The sequence below is a fragment of the Lentzea nigeriaca genome (genome assembly GCF_016907955.1).
In the GTDB taxonomy this organism is placed as follows: Bacteria; Actinomycetota; Actinomycetes; order Mycobacteriales; family Pseudonocardiaceae; genus Lentzea; species Lentzea nigeriaca.
In genome coordinates this window covers 174,686-192,629 of record NZ_JAFBCX010000009.1, presented here as the reverse complement: position 1 = coordinate 192,629, position 17,944 = coordinate 174,686, and the positions used below count along the sequence as shown (strand labels likewise).

17 protein-coding genes and 1 pseudogene are annotated in these 17,944 nt (G+C 69.0%); 13 read left to right on the top strand and 5 right to left on the bottom strand.

Features of this window, described 5'->3' with window-relative positions; genetic code table 11:
• Positions 1–17 precede the first annotated feature (17 nt).
• From JOD27_RS29280 to JOD27_RS29255, 6 genes are read left to right on the top strand one after another with little or no spacing between them, the layout of a single operon-like run.
• Complete coding sequence (locus tag JOD27_RS29280) at positions 18–398, top strand: polyketide cyclase / dehydrase and lipid transport (RefSeq protein ID WP_204765506.1); 381 nt, start codon at positions 18–20, stop codon at positions 396–398.
• A gap of 39 nt (positions 399–437) precedes the next feature.
• Entirely contained in the window at positions 438–1,226 is a 789-nt protein-coding gene (locus JOD27_RS29275) for a metallophosphoesterase family protein (RefSeq protein WP_204765505.1), read from the top strand.
• A gap of 23 nt (positions 1,227–1,249) precedes the next feature.
• Positions 1,250–1,690 (top strand): SRPBCC family protein, encoded by a 441-nt coding sequence (locus tag JOD27_RS29270; RefSeq protein ID WP_204765504.1) that lies wholly within the window; start codon positions 1,250–1,252, stop codon positions 1,688–1,690.
• On the top strand, positions 1,687–2,889 hold the full coding sequence (locus JOD27_RS29265; protein WP_204765503.1) for an ArsA family ATPase: 1,203 nt from the start codon (positions 1,687–1,689) through the stop codon (positions 2,887–2,889). Before JOD27_RS29270 ends, JOD27_RS29265 begins: the two co-directional genes overlap by 4 nt.
• 13 nt (positions 2,890–2,902) lie before the next feature.
• Entirely contained in the window at positions 2,903–3,253 is a 351-nt protein-coding gene (locus JOD27_RS29260) for a hypothetical protein (RefSeq protein WP_204765502.1), read from the top strand.
• A 14-nt stretch (positions 3,254–3,267) separates the two neighbouring features.
• Positions 3,268–4,227, top strand: coding sequence for an ROK family glucokinase (locus JOD27_RS29255; protein ID WP_204765649.1), 960 nt, complete (start codon positions 3,268–3,270; stop codon positions 4,225–4,227).
• 277 nt (positions 4,228–4,504) lie between these two features.
• On the opposite strand, the gene JOD27_RS29250 is transcribed toward JOD27_RS29255, so the two are convergent.
• Positions 4,505–6,193: a M16 family metallopeptidase gene (locus tag JOD27_RS29250; protein ID WP_204765501.1), complete on the bottom strand. Its 1,689-nt coding sequence runs from the start codon at positions 6,191–6,193 to the stop codon at positions 4,505–4,507.
• Between the two features lie 353 nt (positions 6,194–6,546).
• On the opposite strand from JOD27_RS29250, the gene JOD27_RS29245 reads away from it, so the two are divergent.
• Positions 6,547–8,859, top strand: coding sequence for a beta-L-arabinofuranosidase domain-containing protein (locus JOD27_RS29245; RefSeq protein ID WP_204765500.1), 2,313 nt, complete (start codon positions 6,547–6,549; stop codon positions 8,857–8,859).
• A gap of 113 nt (positions 8,860–8,972) precedes the next feature.
• Positions 8,973–9,212, top strand: a pseudogene (locus tag JOD27_RS29240) (MmyB family transcriptional regulator); the annotation flags it as partial.
• Positions 9,213–9,472: 260 nt separating this feature from the next.
• On the opposite strand, the gene JOD27_RS46215 reads toward JOD27_RS29240, so the two are convergent.
• Positions 9,473–9,604: a hypothetical protein gene (locus JOD27_RS46215; protein ID WP_275591829.1), complete on the bottom strand. Its 132-nt coding sequence runs from the start codon at positions 9,602–9,604 to the stop codon at positions 9,473–9,475.
• A 66-nt stretch (positions 9,605–9,670) separates the two neighbouring features.
• On the bottom strand, positions 9,671–10,141 hold the full coding sequence (locus tag JOD27_RS29235) for a hypothetical protein (protein WP_239569383.1): 471 nt from the start codon (positions 10,139–10,141) through the stop codon (positions 9,671–9,673).
• Between the two features lie 179 nt (positions 10,142–10,320).
• On the opposite strand from JOD27_RS29235, the gene JOD27_RS29230 reads away from it, so the two are divergent.
• The 3 genes from JOD27_RS29230 to JOD27_RS29220 all read left to right on the top strand — a co-directional run bounded on the left by JOD27_RS29230 (position 10,321) and on the right by JOD27_RS29220 (position 12,695).
• Entirely contained in the window at positions 10,321–11,055 is a 735-nt protein-coding gene (locus JOD27_RS29230; protein ID WP_204765499.1) for a lysophospholipid acyltransferase family protein, read from the top strand.
• Positions 11,056–11,077: 22 nt separating this feature from the next.
• Positions 11,078–11,590, top strand: a complete 513-nt coding sequence (locus JOD27_RS29225) for a polyadenylate-specific 3'-exoribonuclease AS (RefSeq protein WP_204765498.1) — start codon at positions 11,078–11,080, stop codon at positions 11,588–11,590.
• 76 nt (positions 11,591–11,666) lie between these two features.
• Positions 11,667–12,695, top strand: coding sequence for a 6-phosphofructokinase (locus tag JOD27_RS29220; RefSeq protein ID WP_204765497.1), 1,029 nt, complete (start codon positions 11,667–11,669; stop codon positions 12,693–12,695).
• Between the two features lie 117 nt (positions 12,696–12,812).
• Here the strand turns inward: JOD27_RS29220 and JOD27_RS29215 are convergent, their stop codons facing one another.
• Positions 12,813–13,820: a DUF2891 domain-containing protein gene (locus tag JOD27_RS29215; RefSeq protein WP_204765496.1), complete on the bottom strand. Its 1,008-nt coding sequence runs from the start codon at positions 13,818–13,820 to the stop codon at positions 12,813–12,815.
• 149 nt (positions 13,821–13,969) lie between these two features.
• On the opposite strand from JOD27_RS29215, the gene JOD27_RS29210 reads away from it, so the two are divergent.
• The gene (locus tag JOD27_RS29210) at positions 13,970–15,358 is read left to right on the top strand and encodes a class II 3-deoxy-7-phosphoheptulonate synthase (RefSeq protein WP_109640543.1); all 1,389 of its coding nucleotides are present in this window, start codon (positions 13,970–13,972) and stop codon (positions 15,356–15,358) included.
• A gap of 73 nt (positions 15,359–15,431) precedes the next feature.
• Here JOD27_RS29210 and pknB read toward each other — a convergent pair whose 3' ends face one another.
• Positions 15,432–17,453 carry a Stk1 family PASTA domain-containing Ser/Thr kinase gene (gene pknB, locus JOD27_RS29205; RefSeq protein ID WP_307830393.1) on the bottom strand — a complete coding sequence of 674 codons (2,022 nt, stop codon included), beginning with the start codon at positions 17,451–17,453 and terminating at the stop codon, positions 15,432–15,434.
• Positions 17,454–17,530: 77 nt separating this feature from the next.
• Between pknB and JOD27_RS29200 the strand changes: the two genes are divergently transcribed.
• Positions 17,531–17,896 (top strand): Rv2175c family DNA-binding protein, encoded by a 366-nt coding sequence (locus JOD27_RS29200; RefSeq protein WP_307830405.1) that lies wholly within the window; start codon positions 17,531–17,533, stop codon positions 17,894–17,896.
• Positions 17,897–17,944: the final 48 nt, after the last annotated feature.

Genomic DNA, 17,944 nt, shown 5'->3' with positions numbered 1-17,944 from the left:
CGTTACCTTTTGAGCCCATGGCCAGCGTGGACGTCGTTGACGAGACTTTCCTGGCGGTACCACCCAGAGTGGTTGCCGCCGCCTTCGCGTCGCCATCGTCGTGGCGGACGTTCTGGCCGGATCTCGAGCTGGACGTCTACGCCAACCGGGGCGACGAGGGCCTGCGCTGGACGGTCGGCGGCGCGCTCGTGGGCACGATGGAGGTCTGGCTCGAGCCGATGCTCGACGGCACCCTGCTGCACTACTTCCTCCGCGCCGATCCGCCCGCAGGCTCGCTCACCCCGCGCAACGCGCGTCGTGAGGTGCAACGCCGGCAGCTCGACGCGAAGTCCGTTGCTCTGGGTCTGAAGCTGACTCTGGAGGACGGTCGTCCGCCTGGCTGCCCGCCAGGTGAGTGATCTTGGTTGACGTGCGTCTCACGAACTAGGTTGGGGACCGTGCGGGTTCACGTGGTTTCGGACGTCCACGGCAACGCGGAGGCGCTGGCACGCGCCGGCGACGGGGCCGACGCGCTCGTCGTGCTGGGCGACCTGATCGACTTCGTCGACTACCACGACCATTCCAAGGGGATTCTCGGGCGCGTTTTCGGGCCCGAGAAGGTGGGGATCTTCGCCGAGCTGAGACGCGGCACCAAGCGCGCGGACACGGCGGGCTACATCCGGTCCCTCTGGGACGGTCTCGCGGACGCCCGTTCGGTGGTGGAAGAGGCGGTGCTGGAGCAGTACCACGCGTTGTTCTCGGCGATGTCGGCCCCGACGTACGCGACACCGGGCAATGTGGACAGTCCGCACCTGTGGCCTCAGTTCGCCGGCGACGGAGTGCACGTTCTGGACGGCGACGCAGTGGAGATCGGCGGGTTGAAGTTCGGGTTCGCTGGCGGCGGGCTGATGCTGCCCGGTCTCGTGCGCAACCCCAACGCGCCGTGGTTCCCGTACCTGCGCACGGAGCAGGACATGGCGGAGGCGCTCGATCGGATGGGCCCGGTCGACGTGCTGTGCACGCACATCCCGCCCGCTGTCGCCGATCTGACCTACGACGTCGTCGCCCGTCGTCCCGAGTGGGGTTCGAGGCCCGCGCTGGAGAAGATCCTGCGCGAGCGTCCGCGCTGGTCGGTGTTCGGGCACGTGCACCAGCCGCTGGCCCGGCGGGTGCGGATCGGCTACACCGAATGCGTCAACGTCGGGCACTTCCAGCGCGTCGGCAAGCCTCACGTCCTCAACTGGTAAAGACGCGAGTAACCTCCTCACACATGGCCGACGAGTCCACTCAGTCCATCGTCATCGACGCGCCGCCTGAGAAGATCATGGCGATCATCGCGGACTTCCCGTCGTACCCGGACTGGGCGAACGGGATGAAGGAGGTCGAGATCCTCGACGCCCGCGACGACGGCCGCGCGGAGCAGGTGCGCTTCGCGATCGACCAGGGTCCCGTCAAGGACGAGTACGTCCTGAAGTACGACTGGGCCGCCGACGGTCTGTCGGTGCAGTGGGACCTCGTCAAGGGCACCATGCAGAAGTCGCAGCACGGCAGCTATGTGCTGGAGCCGTCCGGTTCCGGGACCAAGGTCACCTACACGCTGTCGGTGCAGCTGGTGATCCCGATGATCGGGCTGTTCCGCCGCAAGGCGGAGAAGCTGATCCTCGACACCGCGCTCAAGGAGCTCAAGAAGCGCGCGGAGAAGGCGGCTTGAGCCGGGTCCTGCTCTTCACCGGCAAGGGCGGGGTCGGCAAGACGACGCTGGCCGCCGCGACGGCGGCCTCGCTGGCGGCGCACGGCCGCAAGGCGCTCGTGGTGTCGACCGATCCCGCTCACTCGCTGGGCGACGCCCTCGACGTCCGCCTGGGCGCCGCACCGTCCGAAGTGGACACGGGCTTGTTCGCCTGCCAGATCGACCCGCGCGGTCTCGTCGACGAGGCCTGGGGCGAGCTGCGCGGCCACCTGAGGACAGTGCTGGCGGGTGCGGGCGTCAACGAGCTCGACGCCGAGGAACTCACTGTGCTGCCGGGCGTCGAGGAACTCCTCGCGCTCGCGGAGGTGCGGCGGCTGGCGTCGGTCGGGCCGTGGGAGGTCGTGGTCGTCGACTGCGGGCCGACCGCGGAGACGTTGCGGCTGCTGTCGTTGCCCGAGGCGTTCGCGGGGTATCTGGAACGGCTTTTCCCGACGCACCGGCGGGTGGTGCGCGGGTTGCTGGCCGGCGTGGCCGGCACCGGGACCGTCGAGAAGTGGGACGCGACGGCCGATGCGCTGAGCCGGCTCGCGGAACGGCTGGACGCGTTGCGGAGCATGCTCGCCGATCCGTCGTCGTGTTCGGTGCGCCTGGTGCTGACGCCGGAACGTGTCGTGGCCGCCGAGACGCGGCGAACGTTGACCGCGTTGGCGCTGCAGGGAATCCGCGTCGACAGCGTGATCGCGAACCGGCTGGTGCCGTCGCCGGGTTCCGCGCGTGGTGGCGCCGCGACGTGGCTGCGGACGCGCCGGCACGAGCAGGACGCGGTGCTGGCCGAGCTGACCGGTATCGGCGAGATCCGCACGGTCGACCACCGCGCTTCCGAGCCCGTCGGCGTGCCGGCGTTGCTCGAGGTGGCCTCGCAGCTCTACGGCTCCGAGGACCCGTTGCCCGCCGCTTCGGTTGCGGAGTCGCTGCTGGAGGTGTCGGGCAGCGGACGTGGCCTCGACGCCCGATACTCGCTGCGGATCGCGTTGCCGCTCGCCGAGGACACGGAGCTGGACCTCGCGCGCGTGGGCGACGACCTCGCGTTGACCGTCGACCGCCGGCGTCGGCTCGTGGCGCTGCCCTCGTTGCTGAGGCGCTGCATCGTGACCGGCGCGGAGATGGACTCGGGTGGCGTGACGGTGGGGTTCCGCCCAGACCCCTCGCTGTGGCGCTGATCAGGAGCTTTTCATGACTCACGACAACACCGGAAAGCTCGCCGAGGAGCTGCGGTTGCTGATCGACGCGGCCGCCGAGCGCATGCAGCCGTGGCTGCAACGCGTGGCGGAGGCGGGCGACGGCTCGCACACGCCCGAGACGTGCGGCTGGTGCCCTCTGTGCAACGGCGTGGCGCTGCTGCGCGGCGACCGCTCGGAGCTGGCCGCGAAGGCCGCCGAGCACGCGGCGGGCCTGGTCGCGGTGTTGCGCGCGGCCCTGCGCGAACCCGGTGCGCCGCAGCCACCGGAGCCTTCCGGTGGTGGTGCGGAGGAGCCTTCCGGCCAGCGGGTGCAGCACATCAAGGTAGTCAGGAAGACCGACTAGTGCTCACCGTAGGAGTGGACATCGGTGGCACCAGCGTGCGCGCGGGCGTCGTGGACGCGCGCGGCTCGGTGCTGGACACCTCACGCGCCCCGACACCGGCCGGCGAACGCGCCCTGGAAGACGCGATCGTCGCCGCCGTGGAGGAGGTGGCGGACCGCCACGCGGTGAACGCCGTCGGTCTCGCCGTGGCCGGTTTCATCGCCTCGGACAGCCGCACGGTCCGTTTCGCACCGCACCTCGCGTGGCGGCAGGCCAATGTGGCCGACCGCATGGCCGACCGCCTGGGCATGCCCGTCGTGCTCGAACACGACGCGAACGCCGCCGCCCTCGCCGAACACCGCTTCGGCGCCGCACGTGGCGCCCACACGGCCGTGCTGGTCGCCATCGGCACAGGTATCGGCGCCGCGCTGCTGCTGAACGGCGAGGTCTTCCGCGGCGCCCACGGCGTGGCGCCCGAACTGGGCCATCTGCGCGTCGTCCCGGACGGCCGCCCCTGCCCGTGCGGCAAGAACGGTTGCTGGGAGCGCTACTGCAGCGGCACGGCCCTTTCGGCCACCGCGGTGGAACTGCTGGCCAAGCACCCCGGCGTCTCGACGGTCCTGGCCCGCGAGGCGGCGGGCGACTCCCGCGCGGTGACCGGCCGCCGCGTCGCCGGAGCGGCCCGCGACGGCGACCCGCTGGCCAAGCGCGCGATGGCCGACCTGGCCCGCTGGCTGGGCGAGGGCCTGGCGCTGGTGGCCGACGTCTACGACCCCGAGGTGATCGTCATCGGGGGAGGCGTGTCGGAGTCGGCACCGCTGTTCCTCGACGACGCCCGCGAGCGCTACGCGGCCGTGGTGACCGGCGCGGGCCACCGCCCGCTGGCCCGCATCCGCACCGCGCAGCTCGGCGACGACGCCGGCATCGTGGGCGCGGCGGCCCTGGCCCGTGAGATGGCCGCCTCGATGACGCGGAACAGCTCACGCCGCCCCTGATCCTCTTCAGGACGATTTCTTCAAGGGCCTGGCCCCAGTTCATGGGCGAGTAGCGCCGGTGCACGTAGCCGACGACCTTGCGCATGAGCTGGGAGCCGTCGTCGATGCCGTCCCCAAGCCCAAGGCTCTGCGCCGCCACCGCTCCTCGTTCGCCGACTGACCCGCCCTCCGTTTCGCCCCTTTGCAATGACTCGTTTGCGGACGAAGTCCAAAGACTCGTTGCTAAGGTGCAGGTCAGCGACCGCCTCGCAAACTGATATATCGGTTGAAGGCGGGGTCAGTGCGCGGCGCGAAGTTTCGTGAAGTAGCGAAGCACGACGTTCTTGAACGGCCAGCCGATGAACCAGATGAGGGCGATGGCGACCCAGTCGGTGGCGTCCGCGTCGGCCCTCGTCGCCACACCGGCCGTCGCGAGAAGCGCGAACACGAACCACGCGGTGAACAAGATCCCGGTCAGCGCTCGGACCGCGGTTCTCAACGCGGAGCGCACGGGTGGCTGCTCGGCCCGAGGCTCCTCGACCGCCGCAGGCTTGTCCGGCTCCTCCTGGAGCGCCGGCCGCCGGACCACAGCCGAGGGAGGCACACCCGCGTCGATCATCGCCGTCGCCTTCTGGTCGATGGCGAAGTACCTCGGGTCGATGCCGACGATCAAGCCGTCCACGCCCACCAGCCTGCGTGCGCCGTGCGGCCACGCTTCCGCGGCGACGCACTGGTCGTACCGGATCGTGATCGGCCCGCCGGGGGTGATCAGGCTGACGCCGGAGGTGCCGACGACGATGCTCTCGCCTGAGGGCTCGTGGGTGGCGTACTTGGTGCCTCTGACCACGGCGGGGGAGAACAACGGGGCTCGCGCGAAACCCGCCCAGTCCGCCTCGTGCCCCGCCGGAAGGTGCAGCAGCGCCGACCCCATCGCCTCGACGGCGACCGCGTGCACGTCGTCGGTGGTGATCGCGTCCGACTCCGCGAGCAACTCCTCGACGGTCGAGGGCCTGCCGCCGTTGAGGAAGTCGGCGCTGTCGTTGCGCAGGCTGCCCACCTCGAAGTCGGGGTCGCGGACGAACTCCCGCAGCATCGTCTTGCCCGCTTCGACGTCCACGGCGGGGATGTCACCCGCCTTCAACGCCGCCAGTACCTCGATGAAGCCGTTGACCACGACGTCCTGGTTCTCCGGCAGGGTGTCGGCGAGTGCGGTGATGGTCCCGTACTCGGCGTCCCGCCACCGATAGGCGGCCGTGGTCACGTACGACCCGCCCTGCTCGTGCCGCAGCTTCTGGAACAGCCGGCGCTCGATGACAGTCGACAACACGTGTGCCGCCATGGACCGTGACACGACGGAATCCATCATGACCTGCCCGCTGCCGTTGGCGAAGTAGGCGGGCAGGAGCGGAAGGATGGACTTCGCGGGCGGTGGCGGGCGTCGGACGCCGCCGGGCAGGCGCAGGCGCAGGCCGGGTGGCACGTCCTCTCCGGCGATCCACAGCACCGCGTTCTCGAGGGCGAACCAGTCCGCTGCCCAGGCGCGGACGTCCTCCGGCCCCAGCACCTCGACTCCGAAGTCGTTGCTGCCCGCCAGACCGTAGCCCTGCGCGCCGTAACGCCAGACCTGCATCTCGAAGGCCGCCCCGCTGCGGCTCGCGGCCTCCGTGCGCACGATCGTCCTCTCCCTCTCCAGTCGGTCGAGCGGGAGCGTTGTGATCGCGTCGCACGCACGGGTGAGGAACGTGCTGACGTCCTCTGGCGCGCCTTGCACGTAGAAGTGGGTGTTGATCATTCCGGTCATGCCGTTGGCGTGCGAGTCGGGCAACGCGAACTCGCTGAGCGCCAGGTGTTCGACGAGGTGGGTGATGCCCGAGGTGGCCAGCGTCTCGTCGGCCACGCCGACCCGGAACACCAGGCCCGCCCTCATCGGGCCGCGGGTCGGCGTGATGAAGGTGGGAACGCCGTCCACTTCGGTGTGTCGAATCATGACCCAGCCCCCGATCAGCGCGTTTGATGCGTTCAACGTGACTGTTGGCGTGATCGACATCCATCCCCGCGAGCCACTAATGGCCGATCGGACGACAACAACCTGTCTCATCGGAGGACACGGCTGGCATCTGTCGCCAGCAACGCCCAGAAGCGCATGTGAGCGTTAACAGGACTTGCGCATTCGAGCGTCATTCGACGGACTGTCGAACGAAATTCAACGATATGCCCGTGAGTTAACGCTAACATCCAGCGTTGACCATCCGGCAGGTCATGGCTACATTCCGTCGCAGCGTCGCCACTGTGCGGTGACGCCGAACCGCACCCGTTTCGCCGAGAAGCCGGAGCATCCCCATGTCCTCATCGTTGAGTCGACGCAAGCTCCTCCAGGCGGCGGGTGTGGCAGCTGTCGCCACCGCGGCGCCGTCGCTCGTGGCGGGTGCGGCGCAGGCGGCCACAGTGCCCCCTGTCCGTGGCGACGCGGGGGTGGCGGCCCACCCGTTCGACCTGTCCGAGGTGCGGCTGACGTCGGGCCGGTGGCTGGAGAACCAGAACCGGACGCTGTCCTACCTGCGGTTCGTCGACGTCGACCGGCTGCTCTACAACTTCCGCGCCAACCACCGGCTGCCCACCAACGGCGCCGCGGCGCTCGGTGGCTGGGAAGCCCCGGACTTCCCGTTCCGCACGCACAGCCAAGGCCACTTCCTCACCGCATGGGCACAGGCGTGGGCGGTCCTGGGCGACACGACGTGCCGGGACAGGGCGAACTACATGGTGGCCGAGCTGGCCAAGTGCCAGGCGAACAACTCGGCGGCCGGGTTCAACACCGGCTACCTGTCGGGTTTCCCGGAGTCGGACTTCGACGCCATGGAGGCCGGCTCGCCCAAGTCCGTGTCGTACTACTCATTGCACAAGACCCTCGCCGGGCTGTTGGACGCGTGGCGCTACATCGGCAACACGCAGGCGCGGGACGTGCTACTGCGCATGGCCGGGTGGGTGGACTGGCGCACCGCCAGGCTCTCCTACAGCCAGATGCAGAGCGTCCTGGGCACCGAGTTCGGCGGCATGAACGCGGTGCTGGCCGACCTGTACCAGCAGACGGGCGACTCCCGCTGGCTGACGGCCGCTCAGCGGTTCGACCACGCCGCGGTGTTCGACCCGTTGGCCGCCAACCAGGACCGGCTGGCCGGTCTGCACGCCAACACCCAGGTGCCGAAGTGGATCGGCGCGGCTCGCGAGTACAAGGCCACCGGGACAACCCGCTACCGCGACATCGCCGCCAACGCCTGGAACATCACCGTCGGCGCTCATACGTACGTCATCGGCGGCAACAGCCAGGCAGAGCACTTCCGCGCGCCCAACGCCATCGCCGCGTACCTGAACACCGACACGTGCGAGCAGTGCAACACCTACAACATGCTCAAGCTGACCCGTGAGCTGTGGCTGCTGGACCCGAACAACGCGTCCTACTTCGACTTCTACGAGCGCGCCCTGCTCAACCATCTGATCGGCGCGCAGAACCCGGCGGACCCGCACGGCCACATCTGCTACTTCACCGGCCTCAACCCCGGTCACCGGCGGGGCAACACCGGCCCGGCGTGGGGCGGCGGCAACTGGAGCACCGACTACGGCACGTTCTGGTGCTGCCAGGGCACCGGGCTGGAGACGAACACCAAGCTGGCCGACTCGATCTACTTCTTCAACGGCACCACGCTCATGGTGAACCTGTACACGCCGTCGGTGCTGACGTGGTCGGCCCGCGGCATCACCGTCACGCAGACCACGACCTACCCGGCGAGCGACACGACGACCCTGACCGTGACCGGCAACGCGAGCGGCTCGTGGACGATGCGCCTCCGCATCCCCGCCTGGACCAAGGACGCGGCTATCAGCGTCAACGGCGTCGCGCAGAACGTGACTGCCACGCCAGGCACCTACGCGTCCCTGACGCGGTCGTGGACCTCCGGCGACGTCGTGACGCTGCGCCTGCCGATGCGCGTGACCGTCCAGGCGGCAAAGGACAATGCCAACGTCGTCGCCCTGACCTACGGCCCGGCCGTGCTGGCGGGCAACTTCGGCAACGCCAGCCTGTCGGCGTTGCCGTCGCTGGACGTCAACTCCGTCACCCGCACCAGCACGTCATCGCTGGCGTTCACCGCGACGGCGAACGGGACGAAGGTGAACCTCGGACCGTTCCACGACGCGCACGGCTTCAACTACACCGTCTACTGGAGTACGGGCGGCGCCGCGACGAGCTACCGGTTGGTCAACGCCGGCACCGGCATGGTGCTGGGCATCCAGAACATGTCCACCGCGGACGGCGGCCTGGCCGTGCAGTGGCACGACAGCGGAACCGCCGACCACAACTGGCAGCTGATCACCGACGGCTCCGACGTGCGGCTGCGCAACGTCAACAGCGGCAAGGTGCTCGGCGTGGAGAACATGTCCACGGCCGACAACGCCCGTGTGCTGCAGTGGTCTGACAACGGCACCGCCGACCACCGGTGGACCCTGATCGCCAACGGCGACGGGACCTACAAGATCCGCAACGCCAACAGCGGCAAGCTGCTCGGCATCCTCAACGGCTCCACCAGTGCCGGTGCACAGGTCGTGCAGGACCCGGACAACGGCACGACGGACAACCGCTGGCGTCTGGTCGCCAACTGACGCAGCCCATGAATGGCTTCATTCGTTCCTGGCGTCGGTCTCGGCCTGGGCGGTGATGTCGGAGATCCGGTCGGTGAGCGAGGAGTGGATCGCGGCGAACTCGCGGTGAAAGCGAGGAGTTCCGCACGCTGTGGGCCAAGCATCCGGTGCTGGATCGCATCTACGGCACGAAACGCCTGCGCCACGAGGTGGCCGGCGACCTCGATCTCTCCCTCGAGACGCTGGCGCTTCCCGGCGACCAGGCTCTCGTCGTCTATTCGGCCCCGGCAGGCAGCCCGGCCGGGGAACGTCCGCGGCTGCCGGCCAGTTGGGTCGCTTCTCCGGCAGGAAGCAACTCACCGCTCGAAGGATGACGGCCGGCACTGTTCCGACCGGCGTCGTCCAGCCGAACCTCGAGTGCGCGTCAGGGTGACGCGCCTGGAAAAGGTGTCGCGGCGGACGTTGTCGGGTCTGTTCGCCCGCCGCGAACACCTTGTCTGAAATGCCCGCTTCGTGCATGCCGCGGGCACAGAACTGTCGGACGTCGCGAGGAGAATGAAAGCAAGGGGTCCCCCTTCGCGGGGGACGCCTGCGTCAGCGTGGAGCCGGGGAAGGCTCCGGCGAGAAGCTCCGGTCAGCGGCCGAGCATGCGCAGGATGCGCGGGCGGCGGCGCTTGGCGCGCTCCGCGTCCTTCTTGCTCAGGGTTGCCAAGGCGCGGGCCATCATCAGGTGCTGCATCTGGTCCATGCCCGACACCGTAGGCATGACCGAATCGTTATCTGAAGGTTTGAGTGGCCGTTATCACGCCGTTACCAACTGAGACGTGACCTGTCACACCTGGGCGCCGTCGTCCCATCCGGAGTCGGGCGGCGGGGTGTTGCGCATCCGCAGGATCAGCCAGCCGACGCCCGCGCAGAGCGCCACCAGCGACAGCGGGGTGCCGATGCGTGGTTGCAGGCCGAAGATGCCCGGAGCGACCAGCAGGACGATGCCCAGCACGAAGAGGCCGAGCGCCGCGATCGTGGACGCGCGCAGCACCGGGAACGGCGGCGGTTCCGGTGGCACGTAATGGTCCTCGTCGTCGCGGTCTCGCCGTTCAGGCTCGTCCGCGGGTTCGGACACGATGTCGTCGGCCGCGTCGTCGCGTGGCCCGAGGTCCTCTGGGCTCGCCTCGTCGAGGTCGAGCCAGTCCTTGCCGACCCCGTCCCGCTCGAGACCCGCGACGATCTCGGCAAAGAGCTCGTCGACGTTCTCGGGGCCGTCGGTCGAGTCGCGCCGGGCGTTCATCCAGAGCCTCTCCATGTGCCGCAACCCTCTTGACCCCTCATCGTTGCACGGGCGGGATGTGTTGCGGGTTACGGCAGTCGGCTCAGTCCGGACCGTGACGCACAACTTTGGGACTCGTTGTGTGAGCAGCGGTCGGCTCCGTAGGCTGGTTGCCGGGATCAAGGTTCGCGGGGTCTGAGGAGGCGCTTCCCAAGGTGCTGTACTGGTTGATGAAGCACATCCTCCTGGGGCCGATTCTCCGGCTGTTCTTCCAGCCGAAGATCATCGAGGGCGCGGAGAACATTCCGAAGGAGGGCGGTGCCATCCTGGCGAGCAACCACCTCGCCGTCTCCGACTCCTTCTTCCTGCCGCTGATGCTGTCGCGGCGCGTGACCTTCCCCGCCAAGATCGAGTACTTCACCGGCACGGGGCTCAAGGGCAAGTTCCAGAAGTGGTTCTTCTCCGGCGTCGGCCAGGTGCCGATCGACCGGTCCAGCGCCTCGGCCGCCCAGGGCGCGCTCGACACCGGTGTTCGGATCGTGCGCGAGGGCAAGCTGCTCGGCATCTACCCCGAGGGCACGCGTTCGCCCGACGGCCGCCTCTACAAGGGCAAGGTCGGCGTCGCGTGGATTGCGCTGGAGTCCGGCGCGCCGGTCATCCCGGTGGCCATGTTCGGCACGGACAAGGCCAACCCCATCGGCTCGAAGATGTGGAAGCCGTACCCGATCCGCATCAAGATCGGCAAGCCGCTCGACTTCTCCCGCTACGAGGGCCTGTCCGGCGACCGGTTCGTGCTGCGGTCCATCACCGACGAGATCATGTACTCGTTGATGGAGCTCTCCGGCCAGGAGTACGTCGACGTCTACGCGGCCAAGGCGAAGGAGCAGGCCACGACCGTGCCCGAGCAGGGCAAGGCCGCCGACCGGGTGCCCGAGACGAAGGCGAGCTGACCGCACCCCCTAGGGTGTCGCGGTGCGGTTCTTCTACGACTGTGAGTTCATCGAGGACGGGGTGACGATCGACCTCGTGTCGATCGGTGTGGTCGACGAGGAAGGCCGCGAGTTCTACGCCGTGTCGACCGAGTTCGACCCCGAGCGCGCGGGGCCGTGGGTGCGGCAGAACGTGCTCAACCAGCTGCCCTCGCCCGCGGACAAGGCGTGGCGCAGCCGCGAACGCATCCGCGAGGACCTGCTCGACTTCCTCGGCGCCCGCAACGCCGCCCGTGACGAGGTGGAGCTGTGGGCCTGGTTCGCCGCCTACGACCACGTCGCGCTGGCGCAGCTGTGGGGTGCGATGCCGGCGTTGCCTCGCGCGTTGCCCCGGTTCACCCGCGACTTGCGGCAACGCTGGGAGGACGTCGGCCGCCCCAGGCTGCCCGCCCCGCCGGCCGACGCGCACGACGCCCTCGCCGACGCCCGCCACAACCTCGCCCGGTGGAAGGTGATCGAGGAACAGCGGCGGAAACTCGGTTTTCCCGTCCGGTAAGTGAGACCCGCGTTGCTGCACCGATCCAGCTCGTGAAAGTCTGAGTGACACAGAACACGAGAGATTGGGCAAGCAGATGCGCATCGGTGTGCTCACTGGCGGTGGTGACTGCCCCGGTCTGAACGCCGTGATCCGGGCCGTCGTCCGAAAGGGCATCAAGGCACACGGCTGGGAGATCGTCGGGTTCCGCAACGGCTGGCAGGGTCCGATCGAGAACCTCACCAAGCCGATCGGCCTCACGGACGTCGAGGACATCCTCACCCGCGGTGGCACCATCCTGGGCTCGTCGCGCACGAACCCGTACAAGGTCGACGGCGGTGTCGACCGCATCCGCGAGGTCATCGCGGAGAACCAGATCGACGCGTTGATCGCGATCGGTGGCGAGGACACCCTCGGTGTCGCCAAGCGCCTCACCGACGACGGCATCGGCGTCGTCGGTGTTCCGAAGACCATCGACAACGACCTCGGCGCCACGGACTACACGTTCGGCTTCGACACGGCCGTGCACATCGCGACCGAGGCCATCGACCGCCTCCGCACCACGGCCGAGTCGCACCACCGTGCGCTCGTCGTCGAGGTCATGGGCCGCCACGCGGGCTGGATCGCGCTGCACTCGGGTCTCGCCGGTGGCGCGAACGTCATCCTCGTGCCGGAGCGCCCGTTCAACGTCGACAAGGTCGTCGAGTGGGTCGAGCGCCGCTTCGAGCGCGAGTTCGCGCCGATCATCGTCGTCGCCGAGGGCGCGATGCCCGAGGGCGGCGCCGAGGTGCTGCACTCCGGTGAGCGCGACGCCTTCGGCCACGTCCGCCTCGGTGGCGTCGGCCAGTGGCTCGCGGAGGAGATCGCGGACCGCACCGGCAAGGAGTCCCGCGCGGCCATCCTCGGCCACATCCAGCGCGGTGGTACGCCGACCGCGTACGACCGCGTCCTCGCCACCCGCTTCGGCCTGCACGCCGTCGACGCCGTCGCCGCCGGCGACTTCGGCACCATGGTCGCGCTGCGCGGCACCGACATCGTGCGCGTGAAGCTGTCCGAGGCGACGGCCGAGCTCAAGACCGTTCCGGCGGAGCGCTACGAAGAGGCCGAGGTCTTCTTCGGCGCCTGATATCCGATATATCGCGGTCCTTCGCAACGTCGCGCGGCCCCGCCGATATATCAGTTATGCAAAAGACGTTTGCGGTCGTCCGCAAACGTCTTTTGCATAAGCAGGTGTTCGCGCTGGTCAGAAGGCTTTGACGTCGAGGTAGGCGGCGAAGGTGCCGAGCCAGTGGTCGGCCATGTAGCCATGTCCGCCGAAGACGTAGGTCCACCCGGCCTCGCGATGCACCGTAGAAGCCGTGCGGGCCAGCTCGGCATACCGATGACCGGTCGGCAGCGAGTCCGCGATCGCCTGCCAGTTCCAGGCGCGCGACAACGCGAGCCCGGCGAGATGTGAGCCGTAGGGGTCGCTGGGGTCGTCGACGGGGAAGGGCTCGCGGAGCACGCGCCACCGTTCCGAGTAGAGCTCGGGCAGGTACGCGTCGAACCAGGCACCGAACTCCGAGGTGTCCAGAGCACGGCGCATCAGGTCGGCCGTCGTCAGCGCGGGCGACAGGAAGTCGGCGGCGTCCGGCTCGAACCCGCCGTACGCGGCCTCGTCCCGGTGCCACCGCAGGGCGGCGTCGACACATGCCGAAGCCAGCTCAGTGTCCCCGTTCGCCCGCGCGGCGTCGAACACCAGCCCGGTCGCGAACGCGGTGTTGCCGTGCGTGCCCGTCCGCACCGGCAGCCGCGCCACCGAGATCCACTCCAGCCACCGGTCGCGCAGCACGTCCGCGATCGGCGCCACCGACCACGGCAGGCCGGACGTCCGCAGCTCCGCGTCGAGCAGCAGCAGCCACGCCCACCCGTACGGCCGCTCCCAGTGTCGTCCCGCCGGCGAGGTGAAGAAGGCGGCCTCGACGGCGCAGTTGTCGGGCGTGATCAGCTTGTCCAGCGCGTCACGGGCCAGGTCGGCGCCGGAAAGCGACGGTCGCAGCCGCAGCAGCCGCACGGCGAGCCACGTCTGGTGCACGCACGAATGCCAGTCGAACGAGCCGGCGAAGACCGGGTGCAGAACCCGTTGCGGTATCAGCCGGTCGTCGCCGTCGATGACGTGCGTCCAGTGCACCGGGTGATCGCGCTGGATGTTGTCGACCGCGATGGCCAGCAGCCGGGTCGCGGCGCCGTCATCCAAACGGGTGGCGTTCATGGCCACATCATGCAATGCGTTATCTCAATTGGGCAGTGGCTGATAGTTGACAAGTAACAGACTTCACCTGGGCTACCTCACAGCCACCTAACGGGGTAACTGGCAGGCCCGGCCCGGTCTCTCAGTGTGGGACAACTAGGATGAGCAGCGTGAACTGGACCGTGGACGTGCCCATCGACACGCTTCCCGAGCTTCCGCCGCTGCCTCCCGAGATGCGCAAGCGCCTGGACGACGCCCTGTCGCGCCCGGCCGCCCAGCAGCCCGAATGGCCCGACGCCGAACAGGTGCGTCGTGTGCGGACCGTGCTCGAGAGCGTGCCGCCGATCACCGTGCCCGCCGAGATCGACCGGCTGCACACGCAACTGGCGCAGGTCGCGAACGGTGAGGCGTTTCTTCTGCAGGGCGGTGACTGCGCCGAGACGTTCGCGGACAACACCGAGCCGCACATCCGCGCGAACATCCGGACCCTGCTGCAAATGGCCGTGGTGCTGACCTACGGCGCGAGCCTGCCGGTGGTGAAGGTCGGCCGCATCGCCGGCCAGTACGCCAAGCCGCGTTCGTCGAACATCGACGCGCTCGGCCTGCCGTCCTACCGCGGCGACATCATCAACTCCCTGGTCGCCACTCCCGAGGCCAGGATCCCAGACCCGGGCCGCATGATCCGCGCCTACGCCAACGCCGGCGCGGCCATGAACCTGCTGCGGGCGCTCACCGGCGCGGGTCTCGCCGACCTGCACCGGGTGCACGACTGGAACCGTGACTTCGTGCGCACCTCGCCGGCCGGCGAGCGCTACGAGGCGCTGGCCAGCGAGATCGACCGCGGCCTGAAGTTCATGTCGGCCTGCGGCGTCAACGACCAGTCGTTGCACGGCACGGAGATCTTCGCCTCGCACGAGGCGCTGCTGCTCGACTACGAACGTGCGCTGCTGCGCCTGGACACCACGGGTGACCAGCCGAAGCTGTACGACCTGTCGTCGCACTTCGTGTGGATCGGCGAGCGCACCCGTCAGCTCGACGGCGCGCACATCGCGTTCGCGGAGATGCTCGCGAACCCGATCGGGCTGAAGATCGGCCCGACGACGTCGCCGGAGATGGCCGTCGAGTACGTCGAGCGCCTCGACCCGCGCAACGAGCCGGGCCGCCTGACGCTCATCTCGCGCATGGGCAACCAGAAGGTGCGCGACGTGCTGCCTGCGATCATCGAGAAGGTCGAGGCGAGCGGCCACAAGGTCATCTGGCAGTGCGACCCGATGCACGGCAACACGCACGAGTCGAGCACCGGCTACAAGACCCGGCACTTCGACCGGATCGTCGACGAGGTCCAGGGGTTCTTCGAGGTGCACCGCCGTCTCGGCACGCACCCCGGCGGCATCCACATCGAGCTCACGGGTGAGGACGTCACCGAGTGCCTGGGCGGCGCGCAGGAGATCTCGGACGACGACCTCGCCGGCCGCTACGAGACGGCGTGCGACCCGCGCCTGAACACGCAGCAGTCGCTCGAGCTCGCGTTCCTCGTCGCCGAGATGCTGCGCTCGTAGCGAGTTTCCTGAAGACGAGCTGAAGAACGAAGGGCCCCGCGTCGAGAACGCGGGGCCCTTCGCTTTGTCCTGATCAGAGGCCGACGATCGTGATCTCCGTACCGCGCTTCACGCGCGTGCCCGGTGGGATCGACTGGTTCACGACGGTCGCGTTGTTGCTCCTGTTGAACTCGACCCGCACCTTCAGGCCGAGCTTCTCGAGCTCCTCCTTGGCCTCGCGCACCTTCTGCCGGGTCACCTCGGGGACCTCGACTTCCTTGTTGCTCTGGAAGAACACGGTGACGCGCTTGTTCGCCGTGCCGTCCAGGACCGTGCCCGCGGGCGGATCCGTCCGCACCACGCGCGCCTCGGCGCCGTCGGCGGCGTCCTCACCGGTCGCCTCGACCGGCTCCAGACCGGCCCGTTGCAGCTCGGCGAACGCGTCGTCCTTCGACTTGCCAGCGACGTTCGGTACCGGCCTGCGCGGCGCAGGGCCCTTGCTGAGCACCAGGATCACCGGGTCGTTGATCTTGAGTGCCGTGCCGGGGCGCGGGTCCAGCGCGACGACCTTGCCGATCGGCACGGTGTCGTGGAACGCGTCCTTCGTGGGATCCTTCGCGGCCTTCAGACCCGCCGCCTCGATCTCCTTCGTCGCGGCCTCGACGTCGACGCCGACGTTGACGAACGGCACCACGGGCTTGCCGCGCGACACGACGACCCTCACGGTCTGGCTCTTGCGTAGCTCCGTCCCCGCGGCGGGGTCGGTGCTGATGACCTGACCGTTCGGCACGTCGTCGGACGGCACCTTCTCGACCAGCCCCGTGAGGTCCGCGGCCTTCATCAGCTGCGTGGCGTTGGCCTCGGTCTGCCCGACCACCGCGGGGACGGCAGTCCAGCGGCCCGCGCCGAGGTACCAGGCGAACATGCCGACGATCAACGCCAGCACGGCGACCACGAAGCCCCAGATGATGAAGAGCTTCTTGCGGCGCTTGCGCTCTTCCTCGACCGGGTCGACCTTCGGCTTCTTCGCGCGGGCCTGGGGCGGGCGACGACGGGGCTGCTCGGGGCGAGCCATCGTGCGCGTGGCGGAAATGCCGGGCGGGGGAGTCGGCGGGCCCGTGTTGATGGTCGTCATCGCGGGCTGCACCGGCTGAACGGGCCGGGTCGCCTCCGCTATCGACGGCGGAGTGGCGCCGACCGCGACAGCGACCGGCACCGGCCGCATCACCATCGTCTTGTCTTCCTCGGGCGCCGAACCGGGAACGGGCACCGGCTGCGGTGTCAGGCCGACCTCCGCACCCACGCGCTCGAGCTCGGCGAGGAACGCGTCCGCGTTCGCCGGCCGCAGCGACGGGTCGCGTCGCGTCGCCTTGCGCACCAAAGTGTCGAGCGCCAGGGGCACGTCGGGGATGGACGGGACGTCCGAGTTCACGTGCTGGTAGGCGACTGAGATGGGCGTGTCGCCGCGATAGGGCGCCTGCCCTGCCAGCATCTCGTAGAGCACGATTCCGGCCGAATAGACGTCACTGCGCGCGTCCGCTGCGCCGGTCTCCACCTGTTCGGGTGAGAGGTAGGCGACGGTGCCGAGGATCTCGCTGTCGCTCGTGACGCCGTTCTCGGCGATCGCACGGGCCAGCCCGAAGTCCGCCACCTTGACCTGGCCACCCGGCCCGATCAGGACGTTCTCCGGCTTCACGTCGCGATGCACCAGCCCGGCGCGGTGGGCGGCGCCCAACGCAGACAACACCGGGCCGAGGACGCTCAACGCAACGGCGGGAGGCAGCTTGCCGCGCTGGTTCAGCAGGTCACGGAGGTTTCCGCCGTCGATCAGCTCCATCACCAGGTAGACCTGGTCACCGTCGACGCCCTGGTCGTGCACGGACACCACGGCAGGGTGATGCAGCTGAGCCGCCGCACGCGCCTCGCGCTCGAAGCGCGCGACGAACGCCGCGTCCGCCGTCAGGCGCGGATCCATCACCTTGATGGCCACATCCCGATCGAGGCGGGTGTCGCGACCTCGATAGACGGTGGACATCCCGCCGCGCGCGAGCACGGAGTCCACCCGGTAGCGCTGCTCGAGCAGTCCACCCATCACGTTCGAAACCGACCTCTCCACAGTGCGAGATGGTAAAGCTCAGGATGACCCGGTTGGCGGAAGGGCGTTCACAGTTCGGTTATGGCATCGTGACCCCCGTGAGTGCGATTCCTGCCGCTGCGGATGTACTGGCTGCCGACCTGGAGGTTCTTCCTCTCCCCGAGGTGGCCGACCGAATGGGACTTCCGGTCACCCGGGTCCACCAACTGCTGCGCGACGGGCAACTGCTCGCCGAGCGGCGCGACGGCGTTCTCGTCGTTCCCGAAGCGTTCCTCGCCGCCGGAGGCGTGGTGAAGGGTCTGCCCGGCACCATCACGGTGCTGCGCGACCAGGGCTTCTCCACGGACGAGATTCTGCGCTGGCTCTTCACGGAGGACTCGAGCCTCCCTGGCACTCCGATCGAAGCATTGCGCGGAGACCGTGGGCGTGAGGTAAAGCGACGCGCGCAAGCCATGGGCTTCTAGTTCACCCGATGTGGCGGTTCCGGGCGTCTCTCCTGGCGAGAGACGCCC

What these genes read in the sequence shown, in the direction of transcription:
- JOD27_RS29270 (WP_204765504.1), top strand. Translation starts at nt 1,250, where the DNA reads ATGGCCGACGAGTCCACTCAGTCCATCGTCATCGACGCGCCGCCTGAG.
- JOD27_RS29250 (WP_204765501.1), bottom strand. Translation starts at nt 6,193, where the DNA reads ATGATTCGACACACCGAAGTGGACGGCGTTCCCACCTTCATCACGCCG.
- JOD27_RS29220 (WP_204765497.1), top strand. Translation starts at nt 11,667, where the DNA reads ATGCGCATCGGTGTGCTCACTGGCGGTGGTGACTGCCCCGGTCTGAAC.
- JOD27_RS29245 (WP_204765500.1), top strand. Translation starts at nt 6,547, where the DNA reads ATGTCCTCATCGTTGAGTCGACGCAAGCTCCTCCAGGCGGCGGGTGTG.
- JOD27_RS29215 (WP_204765496.1), bottom strand. Translation starts at nt 13,820, where the DNA reads ATGAACGCCACCCGTTTGGATGACGGCGCCGCGACCCGGCTGCTGGCC.
- JOD27_RS29260 (WP_204765502.1), top strand. Translation starts at nt 2,903, where the DNA reads ATGACTCACGACAACACCGGAAAGCTCGCCGAGGAGCTGCGGTTGCTG.
- JOD27_RS46215 (WP_275591829.1), bottom strand. Translation starts at nt 9,604, where the DNA reads ATGCCTACGGTGTCGGGCATGGACCAGATGCAGCACCTGATGATGGCC.
- JOD27_RS29280 (WP_204765506.1), top strand. Translation starts at nt 18, where the DNA reads ATGGCCAGCGTGGACGTCGTTGACGAGACTTTCCTGGCGGTACCACCC.
- JOD27_RS29235 (WP_239569383.1), bottom strand. Translation starts at nt 10,141, where the DNA reads ATGGAGAGGCTCTGGATGAACGCCCGGCGCGACTCGACCGACGGCCCC.